The sequence below is a fragment of the Oceanisphaera sp. IT1-181 genome (assembly GCF_033807535.1).
Taxonomy (GTDB): Bacteria; Pseudomonadota; Gammaproteobacteria; order Enterobacterales; family Aeromonadaceae; genus Oceanimonas.
The window spans coordinates 2,630,761-2,646,922 of sequence record NZ_CP136856.1 but is presented as its reverse complement, the minus strand read 5'-3'; the positions used below and the strand labels follow the sequence as shown (position 1 = coordinate 2,646,922).

Here is a 16,162-nt window from a genome sequence, read left to right as displayed (position 1 = left end):
AAAAGGGACGAGACGCAAAGCAGAGATCTTCCCCTCACGCTTCACGCCTCACCCCTTACGGAATGATTAAAGCTTGTCTGTCAGCTCTATGGCGCTGCCGATGTAGTTGGCAGGCGTTAATAGCTTCAGTTGGGACTTAACGGACTCTGGCAATTCTAGGGTATCGATAAAGGTGTGCATACCTTCGGCATTCACGCGCTTACCGCGAGTCAGCTCTTTCAGCTTCTCGTAAGGCTTTTCGATGCCGTAGCGGCGCATTACGGTTTGGATGGGCTCTGCTAATACTTCCCAGTTTTGATCCAAATCGGCGGCCAGTGTGGCAGGGTTCGCTTCCAGCTTGCTGATGCCTTTCAGTGTGGCTTGATAGGCAATCAGTGAATAGCCCACGGCCACGCCTAAGTTACGCAACACTGTGCTGTCAGTTAAATCACGCTGCCAGCGTGATACCGGTAATTTAACGGCCAAATGATTGAAAATGGCGTTGGCCAGACCTAAGTTACCCTCGGAGTTTTCAAAGTCGATAGGGTTCACTTTGTGCGGCATGGTGCTGGAGCCAATTTCGCCCTCTACCGTTCTTTGCTTGAAGTAACCAATGGAGATGTAACCCCAAATATCGCGGTCAAAGTCTAACACTATGGTGTTAAAGCGCGCGATAGCATCGAACAGCTCGGCAATGTAGTCGTGCGGCTCAATCTGGGTGGTGTAGGGGTTAAAGTCCAAGCCTAAACCGGTGACGAAGCGCTCGGCAAAGTCATGCCAATCGATTTCTGGATACGCCGACAGGTGAGCGTTGTAGTTACCGACAGCACCGTTGATTTTGGCCAGCATTTCTACGGCTTTAATCTGCTTGAGTTGGCGCTCTAAACGATACACCACGTTGGCCATTTCTTTACCCAAGGTCGTGGGTGAAGCAGGTTGACCGTGGGTGCGGCTCAGCATGGGCACATCGCGATAGCGGGTAGCTAATTGCTTAATGGCATCGATCAGTTGCTGGCAATACGGCACCAATACTTGGTCGCGGCCGTTCTTAAGCATCAGGGCGTGGGCATTGTTGTTAATGTCTTCACTGGTGCAGGCAAAGTGAATAAATTCACTGACCGCGGCCAGTTCAGGCAGCACTTCTACTTTTTCTTTTAAAAAGTATTCTACGGCTTTCACGTCGTGGTTAGTGGTGCGCTCTATGTCCTTGATGCGTTGGCCGTCGGCTTCGTTGAAATTAGCGACGATGCCATCGAGCAGGGCATTGGCTTCTGCGGACAACGCAGGCACTTCGGCAATGTCTGTATTAGCTGCGAGCGCCTGCAGCCAGCGCACTTCCACTTCTACGCGAAAGCGCAATAAACCAAATTCAGAAAAAATAGTGCGCAGCTCCGAGGTTCTACTGCCGTAACGGCCATCAACCGGAGAAATAGCCGTTAATGCTGACAATTCCATGAACAACAACTCCTAAACAAGGGGGGATTTAAGGTAAATAATAGGGTGGGTAGAGCTAAAGCATTATATTTCGCGCAACGCCGCTTGGGCTTGAGCCACAAGCCGTTTGCGCGAAAACAAAATCTGGCGGCGTTGGCCACCGAGCTGGCGCCAGAGTACGGCGCTGCGAATACCAGCTAACAACAGGGCGCGAATTTGATGTTGCACCAAGGGTTGCTGGAGAAAATTGGGCTCGCCGGCCACTTGAATGCGCGGCCCTATGGGGCTGACGATGTCGCTGTAAATGCTGGCAAGATTGGCCAGCACTTGCTCGTCGAGTAACTCAAAATGGTGGCGTTGGCGTTTCACCTGATTGATGCGCTCACCCAGCATGGCCATTAAGTCACGGCGTTTAGCCAATTTGCGCTCTAGGGCCACAGTGCCGACCAGATAACGAGTGAGCTCAGCGTTCTTACGGCCTTCGTTGCTGCCCAACTGATCGATAATGGTTTGATAGCCTAGTGCCAGCTGCGCCTTGCCGCCATAAATATCGGCGGTTTGATCCGCATCTGTCATTAAAATACTGTTTAAGGTAGCGCTCAGCTGGTCTTTATCTTTGATAGTGCCTTGGCGTGCTACTTGCTGTACTAGACTGGCCGCTTGGCAAATGCCGGCAAAGGCCAGTACTTGGTTTTCAAGGTTATGGCTCATGCGGACTCCTCATTAAAGCGGCTTTCAATGATGCCGCCGCCTAAGCAGATTTCATCTGCATAAAATACTGCCGACTGGCCGGGGGTGACGGCCGCTTGTGGCTCATCGAAGGTCACTCTGATTGTTTCATTATCGAGGGGCTCGATAAGACAAGCAATATCGGTTTGGCGGTAGCGCGTTTTCACCGTGCACCGCACAGACGCAGTTAGTGGTGTGCGATTCACCCAATGTAATTGGCGCGCAATCAAGCCTTTAGAATACAAACGTGGATGATCGCCTTGAGCTACCACCAGCACGTTGCGCTCCAGTTCTTTATCTACCACATACCAAGGGTCATCGCTGGCATTTTTTAAGCCACCAATGCCTAAGCCTTTACGCTGGCCCAAGGTGTGATACATCAAGCCTTGATGCTGGCCAATCACTTCGCCGTCTACGGTTTCAATTTCACCTGGTTGGGCCGGTAAATACTGGGCGAGAAAGTCGGTAAATTTACGCTCGCCAATAAAACAGATACCGGTGGAGTCTTTCTTCTTAGCGGTGACTAATTCCAGCTGCTCGGCGATGCGGCGCACTTCTGGCTTTTCTAGCTCACCGACCGGGAACAGGCTCTTGGCCACTTGCGCCGAGCTTAAGGTGTATAAGAAGTAGCTTTGGTCTTTGTTGCCATCGAGACCGCGCAGCAATTTAGGCTGCTCATCAAAGGTGCGGCGCACGTAATGGCCGGTGGCAATAAAGTCGGCACCTAAGTCTTCGGCGGCGAATTCGAGGAAGGCTTTAAATTTGATTTCTTTATTGCACAAGATATCGGGATTGGGCGTACGGCCGGCTTTGTATTCCGCTAAAAAGTGCTCGAATACATTGTCCCAATACTCGGACGCAAAGTTGATGGTGTGGAGCGTCATGCCGAGCTTATCGCACACAGCTTGTGCATCGCGCAAGTCTTCGGCGGCAGAGCAAAACTCGTCGGTGTCGTCTTCTTCCCAGTTTTTCATAAACAGGCCTTCCACCTGATAACCCTGCTGTTGCAGCAAATAGGCCGATACTGAAGAATCCACACCGCCGGACATGCCGACAATCACTTTTAACTGACTGTTATCGCTCATTACTCGCCGTCACCTAGTTGCAAAACGGCTCACATTTTAACAGACAAAGGTCGCCAGCGGGAGGCCATCCCGGTAATTGATTGGCTTTGTTTATCTGTGCGAGAGTTTTGCGTAGCAAACTTTGCTAAAACAAAACTGTGCCGAAGTCCTCTTTACCAAAGAGACGGGCACCTAAACCAAAAAATCGCCCTCAGTCGTCATCCTGATACCGTGTCGTGGCACGGCATGACGGCGACCGGATCTCGTTTTTATGCTTAAAGGCTTAAGCGAGATCCTGACGTGCGTCAGGAAGACGCTAAAGTGACAGTTTCAGGCGCTTAGCACCGAGCTAAACCAAAACATCGCTCTTGGCCGTCATCCTGAACTTGTTTCAGGATCTTGTTTTTATGTTTAAAGGCTTAAAGCGAGATCCTGACGTGCGTCAGGAAGACGGCCTAAAGATAAGCATGGCTCTTGGTATCGCTCGGCACTGCCTTGGCCCTTTGTTTAACTTACAGCTTACCGCTGCCATAAAGGCTTCAATCTCGGGTCCGGCAACGCTCGGCGGGTACGCTTAAGGCGCGTAATAAATAATCGTTAAACTCGGGCGCATAGTTTTGTAAGGATAGAGCCTCGGCCATGCATGCCAGCCACGCATCACGCTCATTGGGGCCAATCGCTAAGTGAGCATGGGCACGCGGTATGCTAATGGGGCCGTATTTTTCACGGTATAAAGAAGGACCGCCCAGCCAGCCGGTTAAAAAGCGGGCCAGCTTATCGGTGCTATCAGATAAATCTGCTGGGTGCATGGCACGAATAATGGCCGCATCGGCACGGGTGTTCATGGCCTGATAAAAATCTGCCGCCAGCTTTTGTAAACCGGCAAAACCACCGGCGGCTTGCAGCGAGCTGTCGCCTTGGCCATAAATGGGTAAATTGTTCATGATGGTGCTCTTTTTCTATGCAAAGTGCAGCGCAGCGCTAAAAAACCGACCTTAGGTTATCTCGTTGGGTGATTGGTTTTCAGTGGGTGGCAGCGGTTGCTCGGGGATCGATTGAAACATTTTACCGAACTCCAGCGGCAGCGGGAATACAATAATCTTACTGTTGTCGTTGGTGATCTCGGTCAGGGTTTGTAAGTAACGCAGCTGTATCGCCTCCGGTTGTTTACCCAGCATGCGGGCAGCCTCTAACAATTGTTGAGAGGCTTCTAGCTCACCGGTGGCGTGGATAACCTTGGCACGACGCGAACGTTCTGCTTCTGCCTGACGAGCAATGGCACGGATCATAGATTCGTCCAGATCCACGTGCTTGATCTCTACCGCGGTGACCTTGATGCCCCAGCCATCGGTACTTTGATCCAAGATACGTTGTAAGTCGGCATTTAAGGTATCGCGCGCCGACAAAATATCGTCTAACTCATGTTGGCCCAGCACCGAACGCATGGTGGTTTGTGCCAGCTGGCTGGTGGCCTCTAAGTAGTTTTCAATATTAATAATGGCTTTTTGCGGATCTGCGACTTTAAAGTACAGCACCGCATTCACCTTAACGGTGACGTTATCTTTAGATATAATATCTTGTGATGGAATATCCATGGTGATGATACGCAAATCCACCCGTACTATTTGCTGCACAAAGGGGATCACCAAAATCAAGCCCGGGCCTTTGATCTTATGAAAGCGACCCAGTAAGAAAATCACGCCGCGCTCATACTCACGTAAGATCCGAAAGGTGCTGGCAAACAGCATCACCAGCAGCACCACTATCAAGATCTGAAAATAGATAAAGTCGATGATCATTATCCTCACTCCTTATGAACTGCCGGTTTGAATATGAGTTAGCGGGCGCACGCTCAAAGTTAGTTGGTCGACCGCCAGCACCACTATGGTTTGCCGCGCCGTTATGGGCTCAGTACTGTGCGCTTGCCAACGCTCGCCTTGCACCATGACATAGCCGGTCGGCGCAATGTCAGTGAGCGCCTCACCTTGCAATCCCACCATGCTCTCGACGCCGGATACGGGGCGGGCGTGGCGTTGTTTAACAATCAGCCTGACCACCACCACAATGAGGCCGAGCGAGACTAGAGTTAAAGCGCCAATAACCGGCCAGGCGATACGAAACGCCTGATCCGGGGTGTCGAACAGCAACACAGAGCCAATAACAAAGGCGACTAGGCCGCCGCCCCCCAGAATGCCAAAGCTGGGCGCCAGCCCTTCGGCAATCATCAACGCCAGCCCCAATCCGAGCAGGGCCAGCCCTATGGTACTAAAGGGCAGCATTTGCATGCCCAGCATGGCCAGCAGCAAACAAATGGCGCCAATCACGCCCGACACGCCAAAGCCCGGGCTGTAAAACTCCAGCAACAAGCCATACATACCCACCAGCATCAACAGGTAGGTAATATTGGGGTTGCTGATGATCATGATGAAACGCTGACGCCAATCGGGCTGGCGTAACTCGCCCGTTAACTGAGTGCTGGCAAACACATAACGGGTGTCACCCAGCTGTATTTCTCGACCATCCAGCGCCAGCAGCAAAGCCGGTACATCGCTGGCGATCAGCTCAATCACCTTTTGTTCCAGCGCTTCGCTGGCGGTTAGGGTGGCGGCATCTCGCACCGCCAGCTCGGCCCATTCGGCATTACGGCCCCGCAACTGAGCCAGTGAACGAATATAGGCCACCGCATCGTTTAACGTTTTACGCTCCATGGCGGTGCTTTTTTGGGCTGGCGTGTCCTCGGTGGGGGCATCATCGGAAGCGGCATCATCAGCGGGCGCATCAGGGGTTTTGGGTGTGTCTGTGTCATCGGGTTGGTCAGCCCCTGGCAATCCTGAACCGCCCAGCTGAACCGGTGTGGCGGCACCAAGATGGGTGCCGGGTGCCATGGCGGCCACATGGCTGGCATACATGATATAGGTACCTGCCGAGGCGGCGCGCGCGCCACCAGGGGCCACATAGGTCACCACAGGAATATCTGAAGCCAGCATGGCACTAATAATATCTCGGGTGGCACTGTACAGGCCGCCGGGGGTATCCAGCATCATCAAGATAAAGGTGGGTTGCTCGGCTTGCGCCTGCTGGATTTCGGTCACAATAAAGTCGGAGGTGCCTGAGCCTATGGGGCCTTTGATATCCAGCTGCCAGTACTTCTCCTGTGTCTGTGTCTGTGCCTGTGTCTGTGCCAGTGTCGGTAGGCCGAGCCACAATAACAGTAATATCGTTACGCCCCATTTCATGTGCCTGCTCCCGCATCGTCCTTATTAAAGCCTAGCGCACTTAATGTGGGGTGGTTGTTTTTTGAACGATTAATGAGCCTGCAGAATCACACGCTGTTTAATCAATCCCGCCGAGACGGGACGACAAAAAACACAAAAGCCAATCTCGCTCTTTGCCCTAAAACCTAAAAATTTTTTTGAAGGTGTGTGGTGGTTTAAACCGTCCGTCTGCAGCGAAATGTGAGAGTTTGGTACCAAGATAGGCAAAGGGCTGTTGTGTTGTAGGCGACTTGTCCTAGATAGAGAGTGTTCTCGCGGTTTTGATTTTGGTGGTGCTTAGTATATAACCCGTTCTGCCTGCGGCGAAATACGATGGTACTTTTACCTAAGACAAGCGTTCGCCTACAAAGGGCGGTGTTGGTTTTGTAGGTGTGTGGTGGTTTAAACCGTCCGCCTGCGGCGAAATGCGAGAGTTTGGTACCAAGATAGGCAAAGGGCTGTTGTGTTGTAGGCGACTTGTCCTAGATAGAGAGTGTTCTCGCGGTTTTGATTTTGAAAATGTGCGGTGATTTTAACCCGTTCCGCCTTTGGCGAAATGCGAGAGCAAGCGTTCGCCTACAGGGTCCCCTTAGAAATTCTCCGTGTATTCCGTGGCAAATAGGTTTTAGTGTTGGGTGTGCTCGCCTACAACTACTGCAACCGGGCCGCTTGTTCTAGGCTCTTCCAGTCACTGAATAAGTGTACCGGATCGCACAGTTGGTTCATGGCGTGCAGGGCGGTGGCATAGCCTAATTGCAGGCCAAACATGCGCACCCCTTGTTCGTCTTTGGCCAGTGCCACCTGTTGGCGTAATTCATCGGTCACCTGAAACTCCCCATCACTGACCAGCAAGATATCTGCCTGTTGCCAAGCTTGCTGTTTGAGGTTCTTCAAGGCGGCCAAGAGCGGGGTATTGACATCGGTGCCGCCACTAAAAGAGCCGCGCAGCATGTCTAATAACTCGGGCAGTGCGAGCGTTTGATTATCGAGCGTTAGCAGCTCATCGGTACCACCAAATAAATAAACCAAGCAGCCACGGTTTTGTTGCTTTGCCACCCTCAAGGCTTCTAAGACCAAGGCTTTAGACACCTGCTCCGCAAGACCGTGCATGGAGGCTGAAGTGTCTAGGCATAAAATAATGGGCCCTTGTTGCAGCCCTTGGCCCGCACCTTCGCCTTTACCTGAACGCGGTGAGGTCCAATCGTTGCCTGCATCTATGGGCATTACACCCGCCACTGCATAACTGAGCAGCCCTTGCTCGGCGCGTCTGGCATGCCAGAGAATACGCAGCACCTCATGGCCCATAAACGCCGCTTCTAACGGCAGCATGCGGGCCAAATTATCGGAGCGGGTAATGCCCTCGGTTTCCATGGGCACACCCGGGATTTTACGCTCTTGCGGGCCTTGCTCTTGGGGGCTCATCTTTTGTAATAAATGACTGAGGCTAGCGCTTTGCTCAGGATCCGGCTTTTGTTGGCCTAATAACTGCAGCAGTTTTTGCAGCGGCTGTATTTGGGCTATCCAATTGCTTAAGCGCAATAGGTCAAACCAAGCACGATCCCGCAGATCGCCGCGATTTTGGTCGTTACCAATGGCGGGCGCAATACCGAGTTCTTCGGCGACCTGATCCATGGATTGCCAAAGGCTCACTCTGTGCTGCCATTGCTCGGCCAGCTTGTGCAGGGCCAACCAAGTATGGCGGGCACGTGCTTTTTGCTCGGCTAACTGGGGCGCCATACCGTGTAAACTTAAGCCACCGGCCGTGGCGGGCCAAGCCAGCTCCACTTGCTCGAGTGCTAACAAAATATCTTGTACCACCGCCTGCGCCACTTCTGGCGTATCTTGGCTGTAATCCAGCGCGCCAGACTTAGCGAGCAAGACCCGCACCCGCCGTTCAGTGCTGTTGCTTAGCCAGCTCTTGTCTAGGTGAGCATCGGGACGCACTAATTCGCCTTTGTCCAATTGTTGCAGCCAGTGCTGCACGGTCACGGCTCTGGGCAAGAGGTTGCCCAGTGGGTGCGTCACCACAAGTGCAAATAAGTTTTCGGGCAAGGCGGCAAGGGGTGCCAGTCCAACCGGTAGCGGGGAGGCCATGGCTTAGTCCTTAACAGGCAGGGCGGCAAAGGCGTGATGCAGCTCTTGCAAGCGCGCTTTTTGTTGGCTGAGCTGCTGCTGCTGGCGCTCCAATTGGCGCTGAGCTTGAGTGGCGAGGGTTTGCTCCAACCACAAATGATCCGCCAAGCGTTCAGTCAAACCGCTTAATTGCTGCTCTAGCCAAACTAAATACTGCTTGAGCTCGGCAATACGCTCATTAAGTTGGCGCAAGCGTGAGGCAATGTGCGCCGCCGGCCAGGCCTTGGGCTGCAGGGCACTTTGGCGCTGATATTGCTCCATGATGGGTTCGTATAAATCGAGATTACTACCGAGGTTGCGTATTTCATTTTGGGTAAAGCTGGTATTCGGCACTCGCGGTTGGCGATACAGTAAATCCCCAATCTCGTTGCGTTTTTGGCGCAGGCCTTTTGCTTCCACCACGGTTTGCCCTTGCTCGTCCAAATACAGCTGATAACCTTGTTCATCAAGCGCGGGTACGATGGGATCTGCATCTTGTTCGAGTCGTTGCTGCCAGCTGTCTACCAGCTCGGTCATTAACTCGGCGTTAAAGCCCGGATCAGAGGCAATATTTTGCGCCAGCCACTGGCTTAACAGGCTATATTGTTCCGGCTTTTGCCATAAACAATGGGGCAACACCCACGCATCGTACAAGCCGGCTTCGTTATCACCATTACAAAAGGCTGAAACTTTCAAGAGTTTAACCACTTTGCGCCAGCGTCTATCAGAAACCGTGATTTCTTGCTCAGCGAGGAAGTGGCGCAAGCTATGCAGCAAACGGATCAATGCATCCGACAATAACAAGCTGCTGGCGCCCTCACGGATGGCGGTTAAGTCCTCGGTACTGAGACGGTCCGCCTCAGCCGGTGCTTGGTAATTGTGGTTAAGGGTCAATAACTGGGTAAAGCTTTCATCTTGCACCGGCTCTACTTCAAAGCGCAGTAGGAAGCGGTCATACAAGGCATTCAGCTCGGCGCCTTCGGGTAGCTCATTACTGGCGGCAATCACCGCAATCAATGGCACCTTAACGCGCTTACTACCGTTATCAAATTGGCGCTCGTTTAAGATGGTCAGCAGGCTGTTTAAGATGGCGCTGTTGGCTTTAAAGATTTCATCGATAAAGGCGATGGCGGTTTCTGGCAGGTAGCCTTCGGTTTGGCGCAAGTATCTGTCTTGCTCCAACGCTTTGATGGATAAGGGGCCAAACAACTCTTCAGGTACCGAGAAGCGGGTCAGTAGACGTTCAAAATAACGGTTGTCATCGACGATAGTATGTAAGCGGCGCGCCAGTTCACTCTTGGCGGTGCCCGGAGGGCCGAGTAATAGTAGGTGCTCGCCGGATAAGGCCGCCAGCAGGGCTAGTCTGGCCGGTGTATCCCGTTCTAGCAGCCCTTGCTGCAAATGGGTGATCAGTGCAGCAATACGGGATTTAACGACCATGGTTACAACCTGTAAGTTAATTGTATTAGAGGTGGTTTAATATTGTACCCAAAATCACAAGGGACGCAAAATGTGTGAGGCAGCCTAAGGTAACGGCGAAAAATAGGTGAGGGGTCAGGATGACGGCATAAAGCCAAATCCCGCTCCCTGTCGTCATACCGGGCTCGCCCCGGTATCTCGCTCTTCGCTCGAGATCCTGATGTGCATCAGGATGACGGCATAAAGCCAAACCCCGCTCCCTGTCGTAATACCAGACGTGCGACCGTATCTCGATCTTGGCTCTAAAACCTAAAACGAGATCCTGACGTGCGTCAGGATGACGGCATAAAGCCAAATCCCGCTTCCTGTCGTCATACCAGAGGTGCGACCGTATCTCGATCTTGGCTCTAAAACCTAAAACTAGATCCTGACGAGCGTCAGGATGACGGCATAAAGCCAAATCCCGCTTCCTGTAGTCATACCAGAGGTGCGACCGTATCTCGATCTTGGCTCTAAAACCTAAAACGAGATCCTGATGTGCATCAGGATGACGGCATAAAGCCAAATCCCGTTCTCTGCCGTCATACCGGGCTCGCCCCGGTATCTCGCTCTTCGCTCGAGATCCTGATGTACATCAGGATGACGGCTGTAGTGATAGATCCTGACGTGCGTCAGGAAGACGGCTGAAGTGCGGGACCCTGATGTTCAACAGGAAGACGGCCAAAATAAAAATTCAACACTCAACACTCAGCACTAAAATAGCGGGGCGCTATTTTCACCCTAGTGTTAAAAATTGTGAGGCTATAAATAGGTAGATAAGTACGCCGGAGGCATCACACACTGTGGTGATCAAAGGTGCGCTGGCGCTGGCGGGGTCAAAGCCCATTTTGTTCAGCACAAAGGGTAAACTCATGCCAATAAGACAACCAATCATCACCACCATTAGCATACTCATGGCCAGCACCGAAGCGACGATGGCGTCACCGCGCACATAGCCAATGGCAGAAATCGCGACCGCCATAGTGGCACCTAAAGACAAAGCAACTAAGGCTTCTCGGCCTAACAATCTAAACCAGTCTCGCATCACCACCTCGCCGGTGGCGAGCGCGCGCACCATCAAAGTCGCGGATTGGGAGCCGGCGTTACCGCCACTGCCCACCAATAAGGGTAAAAAGAATACCAATACGATGTTGGCCGCAATCAAGTCTTCAAAATGGGCAATACCGAGACCGGAAAATAAGTTACCGAATACTAATAGCACCAACCAAAACACTCGCTTCTGATATAACACGCGAATGCTGACATCTTTCATATTGCCGATCATGGTGCTTACACCACTGGATCTATGGAAGTCATCGGTGGCTTCTTCGCTGAGCACGTCCATGGCGTCATCGTGGGTGACTATGCCCACTAAGGCGCCATCATTATCGGTGATAGGCAGCGCAATTAAGTCATAACGGGCCACGGTTTTAGCCACGTCTTCTTGGTCGTCATTGACTCGACAATGAATGGGGGAGCTGATCATCAAGCTGTGCATCAAGGTCGGCGGGGCGGCTAAAATAAGGGCGCGCAGTGACACTACGCCCAATAACTTGCGGCCCTCATCAATCACGTAGGCGTGATAAATAGTTTCTGCATCCGGTGCCTCGGTGCGCAGGGCGGCGAGCGCCTCACTCACGTTCATGTTGCCATCTAGGGTGGCGTAATCTGAAGACATCAAAGCGCCAGCCGTGCCTTCGCGATAGGAGGCTAACTTTCGAATATCTTCACGCTCGGCTTGAGCCAATGCCGGCAGCAAGGCATCTCTTTGCCCTTGGTCGAGGTGATTATATAAGTCAGCACGCTCATCGGAGGGCATTTCAGACACCAGGCGAGCCAAGTTGGCGCGCGGAAACTCCCGTGCCATGGCTACCTGTTCGTCGTCATCTAAATAAGAAAATATGCTGGCGCGATCGGGCACTTTGTCCAGCAGGCGCCAAGCGAGTGCAGGATTTATCTCGGCTAAGGTATCGGCGATATCAACCGGGCGCATACCCTTGACTCGTTCGAGCGCGATTTCGAATTGCTGCTGCTCAATGGCGTTGCCTAATACCAACGCGAGTTCTCTATGATCCATACTACTGCTCCGCGTGATAACCCAAGAGGCACTAAATATCAGCTAAAAAATCTGCGAACTACGCAATTTTTAGACATAAATGAGGCAAGCTTTACTGGCATAAATGCTAAGTGATTGATTTTTTAATAGCAAGCCTAAGCGGCGCGCCGCAGCGAGGGTTTAAAACGAATCAAAGCCAAATCTAGATCTGCCACGGAATCCACAGAAACCACGGAAAAATGGAGACAGACCCAAGTAATTCATGTGGTTAAGACAATTCTGTAAAACTAACTGGTCAGTGTTGTCACTCTGTACTGTGAATAGTAAATACAGTATCTAAAGCCTACCAACGCCGTCTTTTGTAGTGTGCCGCTTTAGCTAGCACTCCCGCTTCAGCGGGAATGTTTTAAACTATCCTGCTTCGCAGGGGCGGCTTGTCGCCATGACGAATCATTTCAGCTTAATCGAATATCCAGCGAATATTCGCAGTAGGCTGGAATGGTGAGTATCAAGACCTAAAGCGTGGGGCTACAAGTGCGTTGTCTAGCTTTGTAATTCGCTTAAACAGGTCAATTTTTTACTTTTCTCTTAACTCGCCCCTCACCATTTTCGGCGTTAGTCTTGCTGTTTCAAGGTGCTGAGTTCAAAACGAGTCCCCGCCAGATAATCCTTAAAGGAAGCTAAAATCATTGGGCTGCGTAATTGTTCGCCTAAGGCTTCAATCTCACTCAGCGTTAACCAATGGCAGCGAATAATATCGCCATCCGGATCTTGAGGGTGGGTGGCTAGCGGTGCTGGCACCTCGACACAAAAAGTAAAGCGCACAAAGTGAGTGCCGTTATCGGGTGCTTCAAACTGATAAATGGCCACCCCTTGGTTGAGCTTAATATCCAGCCCGGTTTCTTCCAGTAATTCCCGCTGGGCGCCCGCCAAGATAGACTCGCCAGGTTCAAGGTGGCCGGCCGGTTGATTATAACGAATACGCCCTTGCTGCCATTCTTCCACCATTAAAAAGCGCTCACCGGCGTGCACTATCATGGCCACGGTCACCGCAAAAGGATGATGACTCATACCGCTCTCCATTGGCCCGAGGGTAAATCGTCCAAGGTCCAGTCACCCACGCCATAACGAATTAAGCGCAAAGTTGCAAAGCCGATGTGCGCGGTCATGCGTCTTACTTGACGATTACGGCCTTCTATAATGCGAATTTCTAGCCAAGTGGTGGGGATTTGCTGGCGCTCTCGAATGGGCGGGGTGCGTGGCCAAACGGCGGGCTCCGCCATAATGCGCACTTCGGCGGGCAGGGTGGGGCCGTCTTTTAAGGTCACGCCGTGGCGCAGTAAGTTCAAATCCGCTTCGCTGGGCACACCTTCTACCTGAGCCCAGTAGGTTTTGGCGGTTTTACGCCCAGGCTGGGTAAGGCGCGCGTTAAGTGCACCGTTATTGGTGAGCACTAATAGGCCTTCGCTGTCTCTGTCCAAACGACCCGCCGCATACACACCCGGCTGCTTAATAAAGTCCGCCAAGGTTTGGCGGCCCTCACCATCGGTAAATTGGCACAACACCATATAAGGTTTGTTAAACAGCAGCGTCACGGCAGGGCCAGTACTAGCTGGGGCTTTAGTGGTGACTTTCGGTTTTGATCTGAAGTTGGGGCGTGGTTTCTTGGCGTTCATGGCAAAAAGACTTAATTAGTAAGGAGTGCACCATAACAAAAACCCCGCGTTGGCGGGGTTTTTAAGTGGGTATTAGATTGGCGCTTAGCTTTCTAAGTCACCGCAAAAGCGATAGCCTTCGCCGTGGATGGTGGCGATAATTTCTGGGGTGTCTGGCATAGACTCAAAGTGCTTACGAATACGACGAATGGTGACGTCTACCGTACGATCATGAGGCTTAAGCTCGCGGCCGGTCATCTTTTTCAGTAACTCGGCACGGCTTTGAATTTGACCAGGCTGCTCACAAAAATGGATCATGGCACGAAATTCACTGCGCGGCAGTTTGAACACTTCGTTATTCGGGCTCACCAAAGCGCGGCTATTAATGTCCAGCGTCCAACCATTAAAACGATAGGCATCCACTTGGCGCTCTTCTTCCGGCGCTTCTGGCGTTTGCATGGTGCGGCTTAAGAGGTTGCGTGCGCGTATGGTCAGCTCACGAGGGTTAAACGGCTTAGTAATGTAATCATCGGCGCCAATTTCTAGGCCCAAGATCTTATCCACTTCGTTATCGCGACCGGTCAAAAACATCAAGGCGAGGTTGTGCTGCTCGCGCAATTCACGGGCCAGCAACAAGCCATTTTTGCCTGGCAGGTTGATATCCATGATCACCAAGTTGATGTTGTTGTTCGACAGCGCCTTATACATCTCGTCGCCATCGGTGGCTTCTAAAACAGAATAACCTTCTGCTTCAAAAATGCCTTTCAACGTATTACGAGTAACTAACTCGTCTTCAACAATAAGAATATGTGGAGTCTGCATGTGCCTACCTGTTTATTAGATGTAAATAGAGTTGAGTATCAACCGTCGCTGGAGTAGGAAATGTGGATCATTTGTAACGCTTCTACCCTCTTACGCAGCGCTACACTACTGTTTAAGTAGCGAGCTTTCGGCCCAGTGACACTGCCTGCTTTGAGCTTTTTTTATTTGCATCCCATGCAGTTGCTGCCATCCCATGTGGTTGCTGCCATGTGGTTACTGCATGGTGCTCAAAATAGACCGACGGGACAAACAGAGGTCCATTACCTAAAGTTGCACTATTTTAACAGTTAACAGGGGCATAACAATAGTCAAGCTCCCAGAATGTTAAATAGTTTTAAACGTAACCTTGATCAAGGTCAAGCCCAGGACGGCGGAAAAGAACGCGAAGTGTGATGGGTAAAGAGTGAAGATGCGGCCTTTGTCAACGTCGTGCGGTTTGAAGAGCTTGGTGGCGCTAACGCGCCACCGGCCAGCTAAAGCGGCCTCTACGGTGCAACGTTTTGAAATTTGGCGTGGTTGTGGGGCTTGAACGCACCTGATTACCCACAAAGCTCAGCCATATTTCAGTGAATTCAGCATCAATGAATTCAATAAGTTACAGGGAGATGCCCGTCTCCTCCCTTGTAGGTGCCCGTCTCTTCGGCGAAGAGGACTTCGGCACGGTTTTGGTTTTTATTCCTAAAGCTCACAAACAGCCAGCGGAGCTGGCCAGCCGAATAAATTGGCTGCTACAAGTGCCAGACCCTTGGCCTTGGAGCCAACCGGGCAGTGAGAAAAGAACAAACCGAAACAGCGCGCATAATGGCTGAAGTTCATGAGTAATCAGGTAACCCTATGGCTTTATTTCGATAATTAACGCGCCCAGCGTGCTCAACGCGTTGAGATATTAGAGTTAACGTCTTAATAATAGTAGGGTTAGATAGATTGCAGCCTAGTATTTAGAGGTTACTTGATGCGTAGAGGGCTTAACGAATGTAAGTAAGAGCACTAAAAGCCATATAAAGCTTAATAAAATATGATTAGGAGATGCCTGATGATGGATTTACTACCAGACTTGTGTGATGAGCACCCAGAGAAAGTTAAGATATTAGCGCCAATATTTAAAGATTTTGGCGCACAAACTACCTTTTGGGGGAAAGTCGTGACAGTGCGCTGTTTTGAAGATAACTCGCGGGTTCGCGAGCTCGTCGCCACGCCTGGCACGGGTAAGGTATTAGTGGTGGATGGCGGCGGATCTGTTAATCGCGCACTCATGGGCGATCAAGTGGCCGCCACGGCAATGGAAAACGGCTGGGCTGGCGTGGTGATCAACGGTGCCATTCGTGATGCAGCTGCGATTAGTGCCATGGCATTGGGGGTTAAAGCACTGGCCGCCAGCCCCATGAAAACCGAGAAACGCGGCTTAGGCGAGACGGACTTAGCCGTCACCTTCGCCGGAGTCACCATTAATGCCGGTGATTATCTCTATGCAGATATCAACGGCATCTTGGTCTCTCAAGAAGCCTTGAGTCACCCTTCGTTTTAAATGCAGGCTTTGCCACGGGAAACCATGTGAAGGGTAAAGAGTGAAGGGTGAAGCGAACAAGCCAACCAACCCTA

At 51.6% G+C, this 16,162-nt stretch carries 12 protein-coding genes and 1 pseudogene; 1 reads left to right on the top strand and 12 read right to left on the bottom strand.

Going from position 1 to position 16,162, the window contains the following annotated elements; genetic code table 11:
• Positions 1 to 66: 66 nt before the first annotated feature.
• The 12 genes and pseudogenes from purB to arcA form a co-directional block, all read right to left on the bottom strand.
• Positions 67 to 1,434, bottom strand: a complete 1,368-nt coding sequence (purB, locus tag R0134_RS11755) for an adenylosuccinate lyase (RefSeq protein WP_319782122.1) — start codon at positions 1,432 to 1,434, stop codon at positions 67 to 69.
• A 63-nt stretch (positions 1,435 to 1,497) separates the two neighbouring features.
• On the bottom strand, positions 1,498 to 2,124 hold the full coding sequence (gene hflD / locus R0134_RS11750) for a high frequency lysogenization protein HflD (RefSeq protein WP_319782121.1): 627 nt from the start codon (positions 2,122 to 2,124) through the stop codon (positions 1,498 to 1,500).
• Positions 2,121 to 3,227 (bottom strand): tRNA 2-thiouridine(34) synthase MnmA, encoded by a 1,107-nt coding sequence (gene mnmA / locus R0134_RS11745; protein ID WP_319782120.1) that lies wholly within the window; start codon positions 3,225 to 3,227, stop codon positions 2,121 to 2,123. Before mnmA ends, hflD begins: the two co-directional genes overlap by 4 nt.
• Positions 3,228 to 3,745: 518 nt before the next feature.
• On the bottom strand, positions 3,746 to 4,150 hold the full coding sequence (locus R0134_RS11740; RefSeq protein ID WP_319782119.1) for a group II truncated hemoglobin: 405 nt from the start codon (positions 4,148 to 4,150) through the stop codon (positions 3,746 to 3,748).
• Between the two features lie 51 nt (positions 4,151 to 4,201).
• Positions 4,202 to 5,005, bottom strand: a complete 804-nt coding sequence (locus R0134_RS11735) for a slipin family protein (protein ID WP_319782118.1) — start codon at positions 5,003 to 5,005, stop codon at positions 4,202 to 4,204.
• A 12-nt stretch (positions 5,006 to 5,017) separates the two neighbouring features.
• Positions 5,018 to 6,442, bottom strand: coding sequence for a nodulation protein NfeD (locus tag R0134_RS11730; RefSeq protein WP_319782117.1), 1,425 nt, complete (start codon positions 6,440 to 6,442; stop codon positions 5,018 to 5,020).
• A 669-nt stretch (positions 6,443 to 7,111) separates the two neighbouring features.
• A complete protein-coding gene (locus R0134_RS11725; RefSeq protein WP_319782116.1) occupies positions 7,112 to 8,554 on the bottom strand; it encodes a vWA domain-containing protein in 1,443 nt (480 codons plus the stop codon).
• Between the two features lie 3 nt (positions 8,555 to 8,557).
• Positions 8,558 to 10,012 carry an AAA family ATPase gene (locus R0134_RS11720; protein WP_319782115.1) on the bottom strand — a complete coding sequence of 485 codons (1,455 nt, stop codon included), beginning with the start codon at positions 10,010 to 10,012 and terminating at the stop codon, positions 8,558 to 8,560.
• A 754-nt stretch (positions 10,013 to 10,766) separates the two neighbouring features.
• Positions 10,767 to 12,107, bottom strand: coding sequence for a magnesium transporter (gene mgtE, locus R0134_RS11715; RefSeq protein ID WP_319782114.1), 1,341 nt, complete (start codon positions 12,105 to 12,107; stop codon positions 10,767 to 10,769).
• Between the two features lie 594 nt (positions 12,108 to 12,701).
• Complete coding sequence (locus R0134_RS11710) at positions 12,702 to 13,157, bottom strand: NUDIX hydrolase (RefSeq protein WP_319782113.1); 456 nt, start codon at positions 13,155 to 13,157, stop codon at positions 12,702 to 12,704.
• Positions 13,157 to 13,762: pseudogene (locus R0134_RS11705) on the bottom strand (pseudouridine synthase); the annotation flags it as partial. The gene R0134_RS11710 and the pseudogene R0134_RS11705, both read right to left, overlap by 1 nt.
• An 84-nt stretch (positions 13,763 to 13,846) precedes the next feature.
• Complete coding sequence (arcA, locus tag R0134_RS11700) at positions 13,847 to 14,563, bottom strand: two-component system response regulator ArcA (RefSeq protein WP_319782111.1); 717 nt, start codon at positions 14,561 to 14,563, stop codon at positions 13,847 to 13,849.
• A 1,033-nt stretch (positions 14,564 to 15,596) separates the two neighbouring features.
• Here arcA and R0134_RS11695 point away from each other — a divergent pair.
• Complete coding sequence (locus tag R0134_RS11695) at positions 15,597 to 16,088, top strand: putative 4-hydroxy-4-methyl-2-oxoglutarate aldolase (protein ID WP_319782109.1); 492 nt, start codon at positions 15,597 to 15,599, stop codon at positions 16,086 to 16,088.
• Positions 16,089 to 16,162: the final 74 nt, after the last annotated feature.

What these genes read in the sequence shown, in the direction of transcription:
- mnmA (WP_319782120.1), bottom strand. Translation starts at nt 3,227, where the DNA reads ATGAGCGATAACAGTCAGTTAAAAGTGATTGTCGGCATGTCCGGCGGT.
- mgtE (WP_319782114.1), bottom strand. Translation starts at nt 12,107, where the DNA reads ATGGATCATAGAGAACTCGCGTTGGTATTAGGCAACGCCATTGAGCAG.
- R0134_RS11725 (WP_319782116.1), bottom strand. Translation starts at nt 8,554, where the DNA reads ATGGCCTCCCCGCTACCGGTTGGACTGGCACCCCTTGCCGCCTTGCCC.
- R0134_RS11720 (WP_319782115.1), bottom strand. Translation starts at nt 10,012, where the DNA reads ATGGTCGTTAAATCCCGTATTGCTGCACTGATCACCCATTTGCAGCAA.
- R0134_RS11730 (WP_319782117.1), bottom strand. Translation starts at nt 6,442, where the DNA reads ATGAAATGGGGCGTAACGATATTACTGTTATTGTGGCTCGGCCTACCG.
- R0134_RS11695 (WP_319782109.1), top strand. Translation starts at nt 15,597, where the DNA reads ATGATGGATTTACTACCAGACTTGTGTGATGAGCACCCAGAGAAAGTT.
- purB (WP_319782122.1), bottom strand. Translation starts at nt 1,434, where the DNA reads ATGGAATTGTCAGCATTAACGGCTATTTCTCCGGTTGATGGCCGTTAC.
- R0134_RS11740 (WP_319782119.1), bottom strand. Translation starts at nt 4,150, where the DNA reads ATGAACAATTTACCCATTTATGGCCAAGGCGACAGCTCGCTGCAAGCC.
- hflD (WP_319782121.1), bottom strand. Translation starts at nt 2,124, where the DNA reads ATGAGCCATAACCTTGAAAACCAAGTACTGGCCTTTGCCGGCATTTGC.
- arcA (WP_319782111.1), bottom strand. Translation starts at nt 14,563, where the DNA reads ATGCAGACTCCACATATTCTTATTGTTGAAGACGAGTTAGTTACTCGT.
- R0134_RS11735 (WP_319782118.1), bottom strand. Translation starts at nt 5,005, where the DNA reads ATGATCATCGACTTTATCTATTTTCAGATCTTGATAGTGGTGCTGCTG.
- R0134_RS11710 (WP_319782113.1), bottom strand. Translation starts at nt 13,157, where the DNA reads ATGAGTCATCATCCTTTTGCGGTGACCGTGGCCATGATAGTGCACGCC.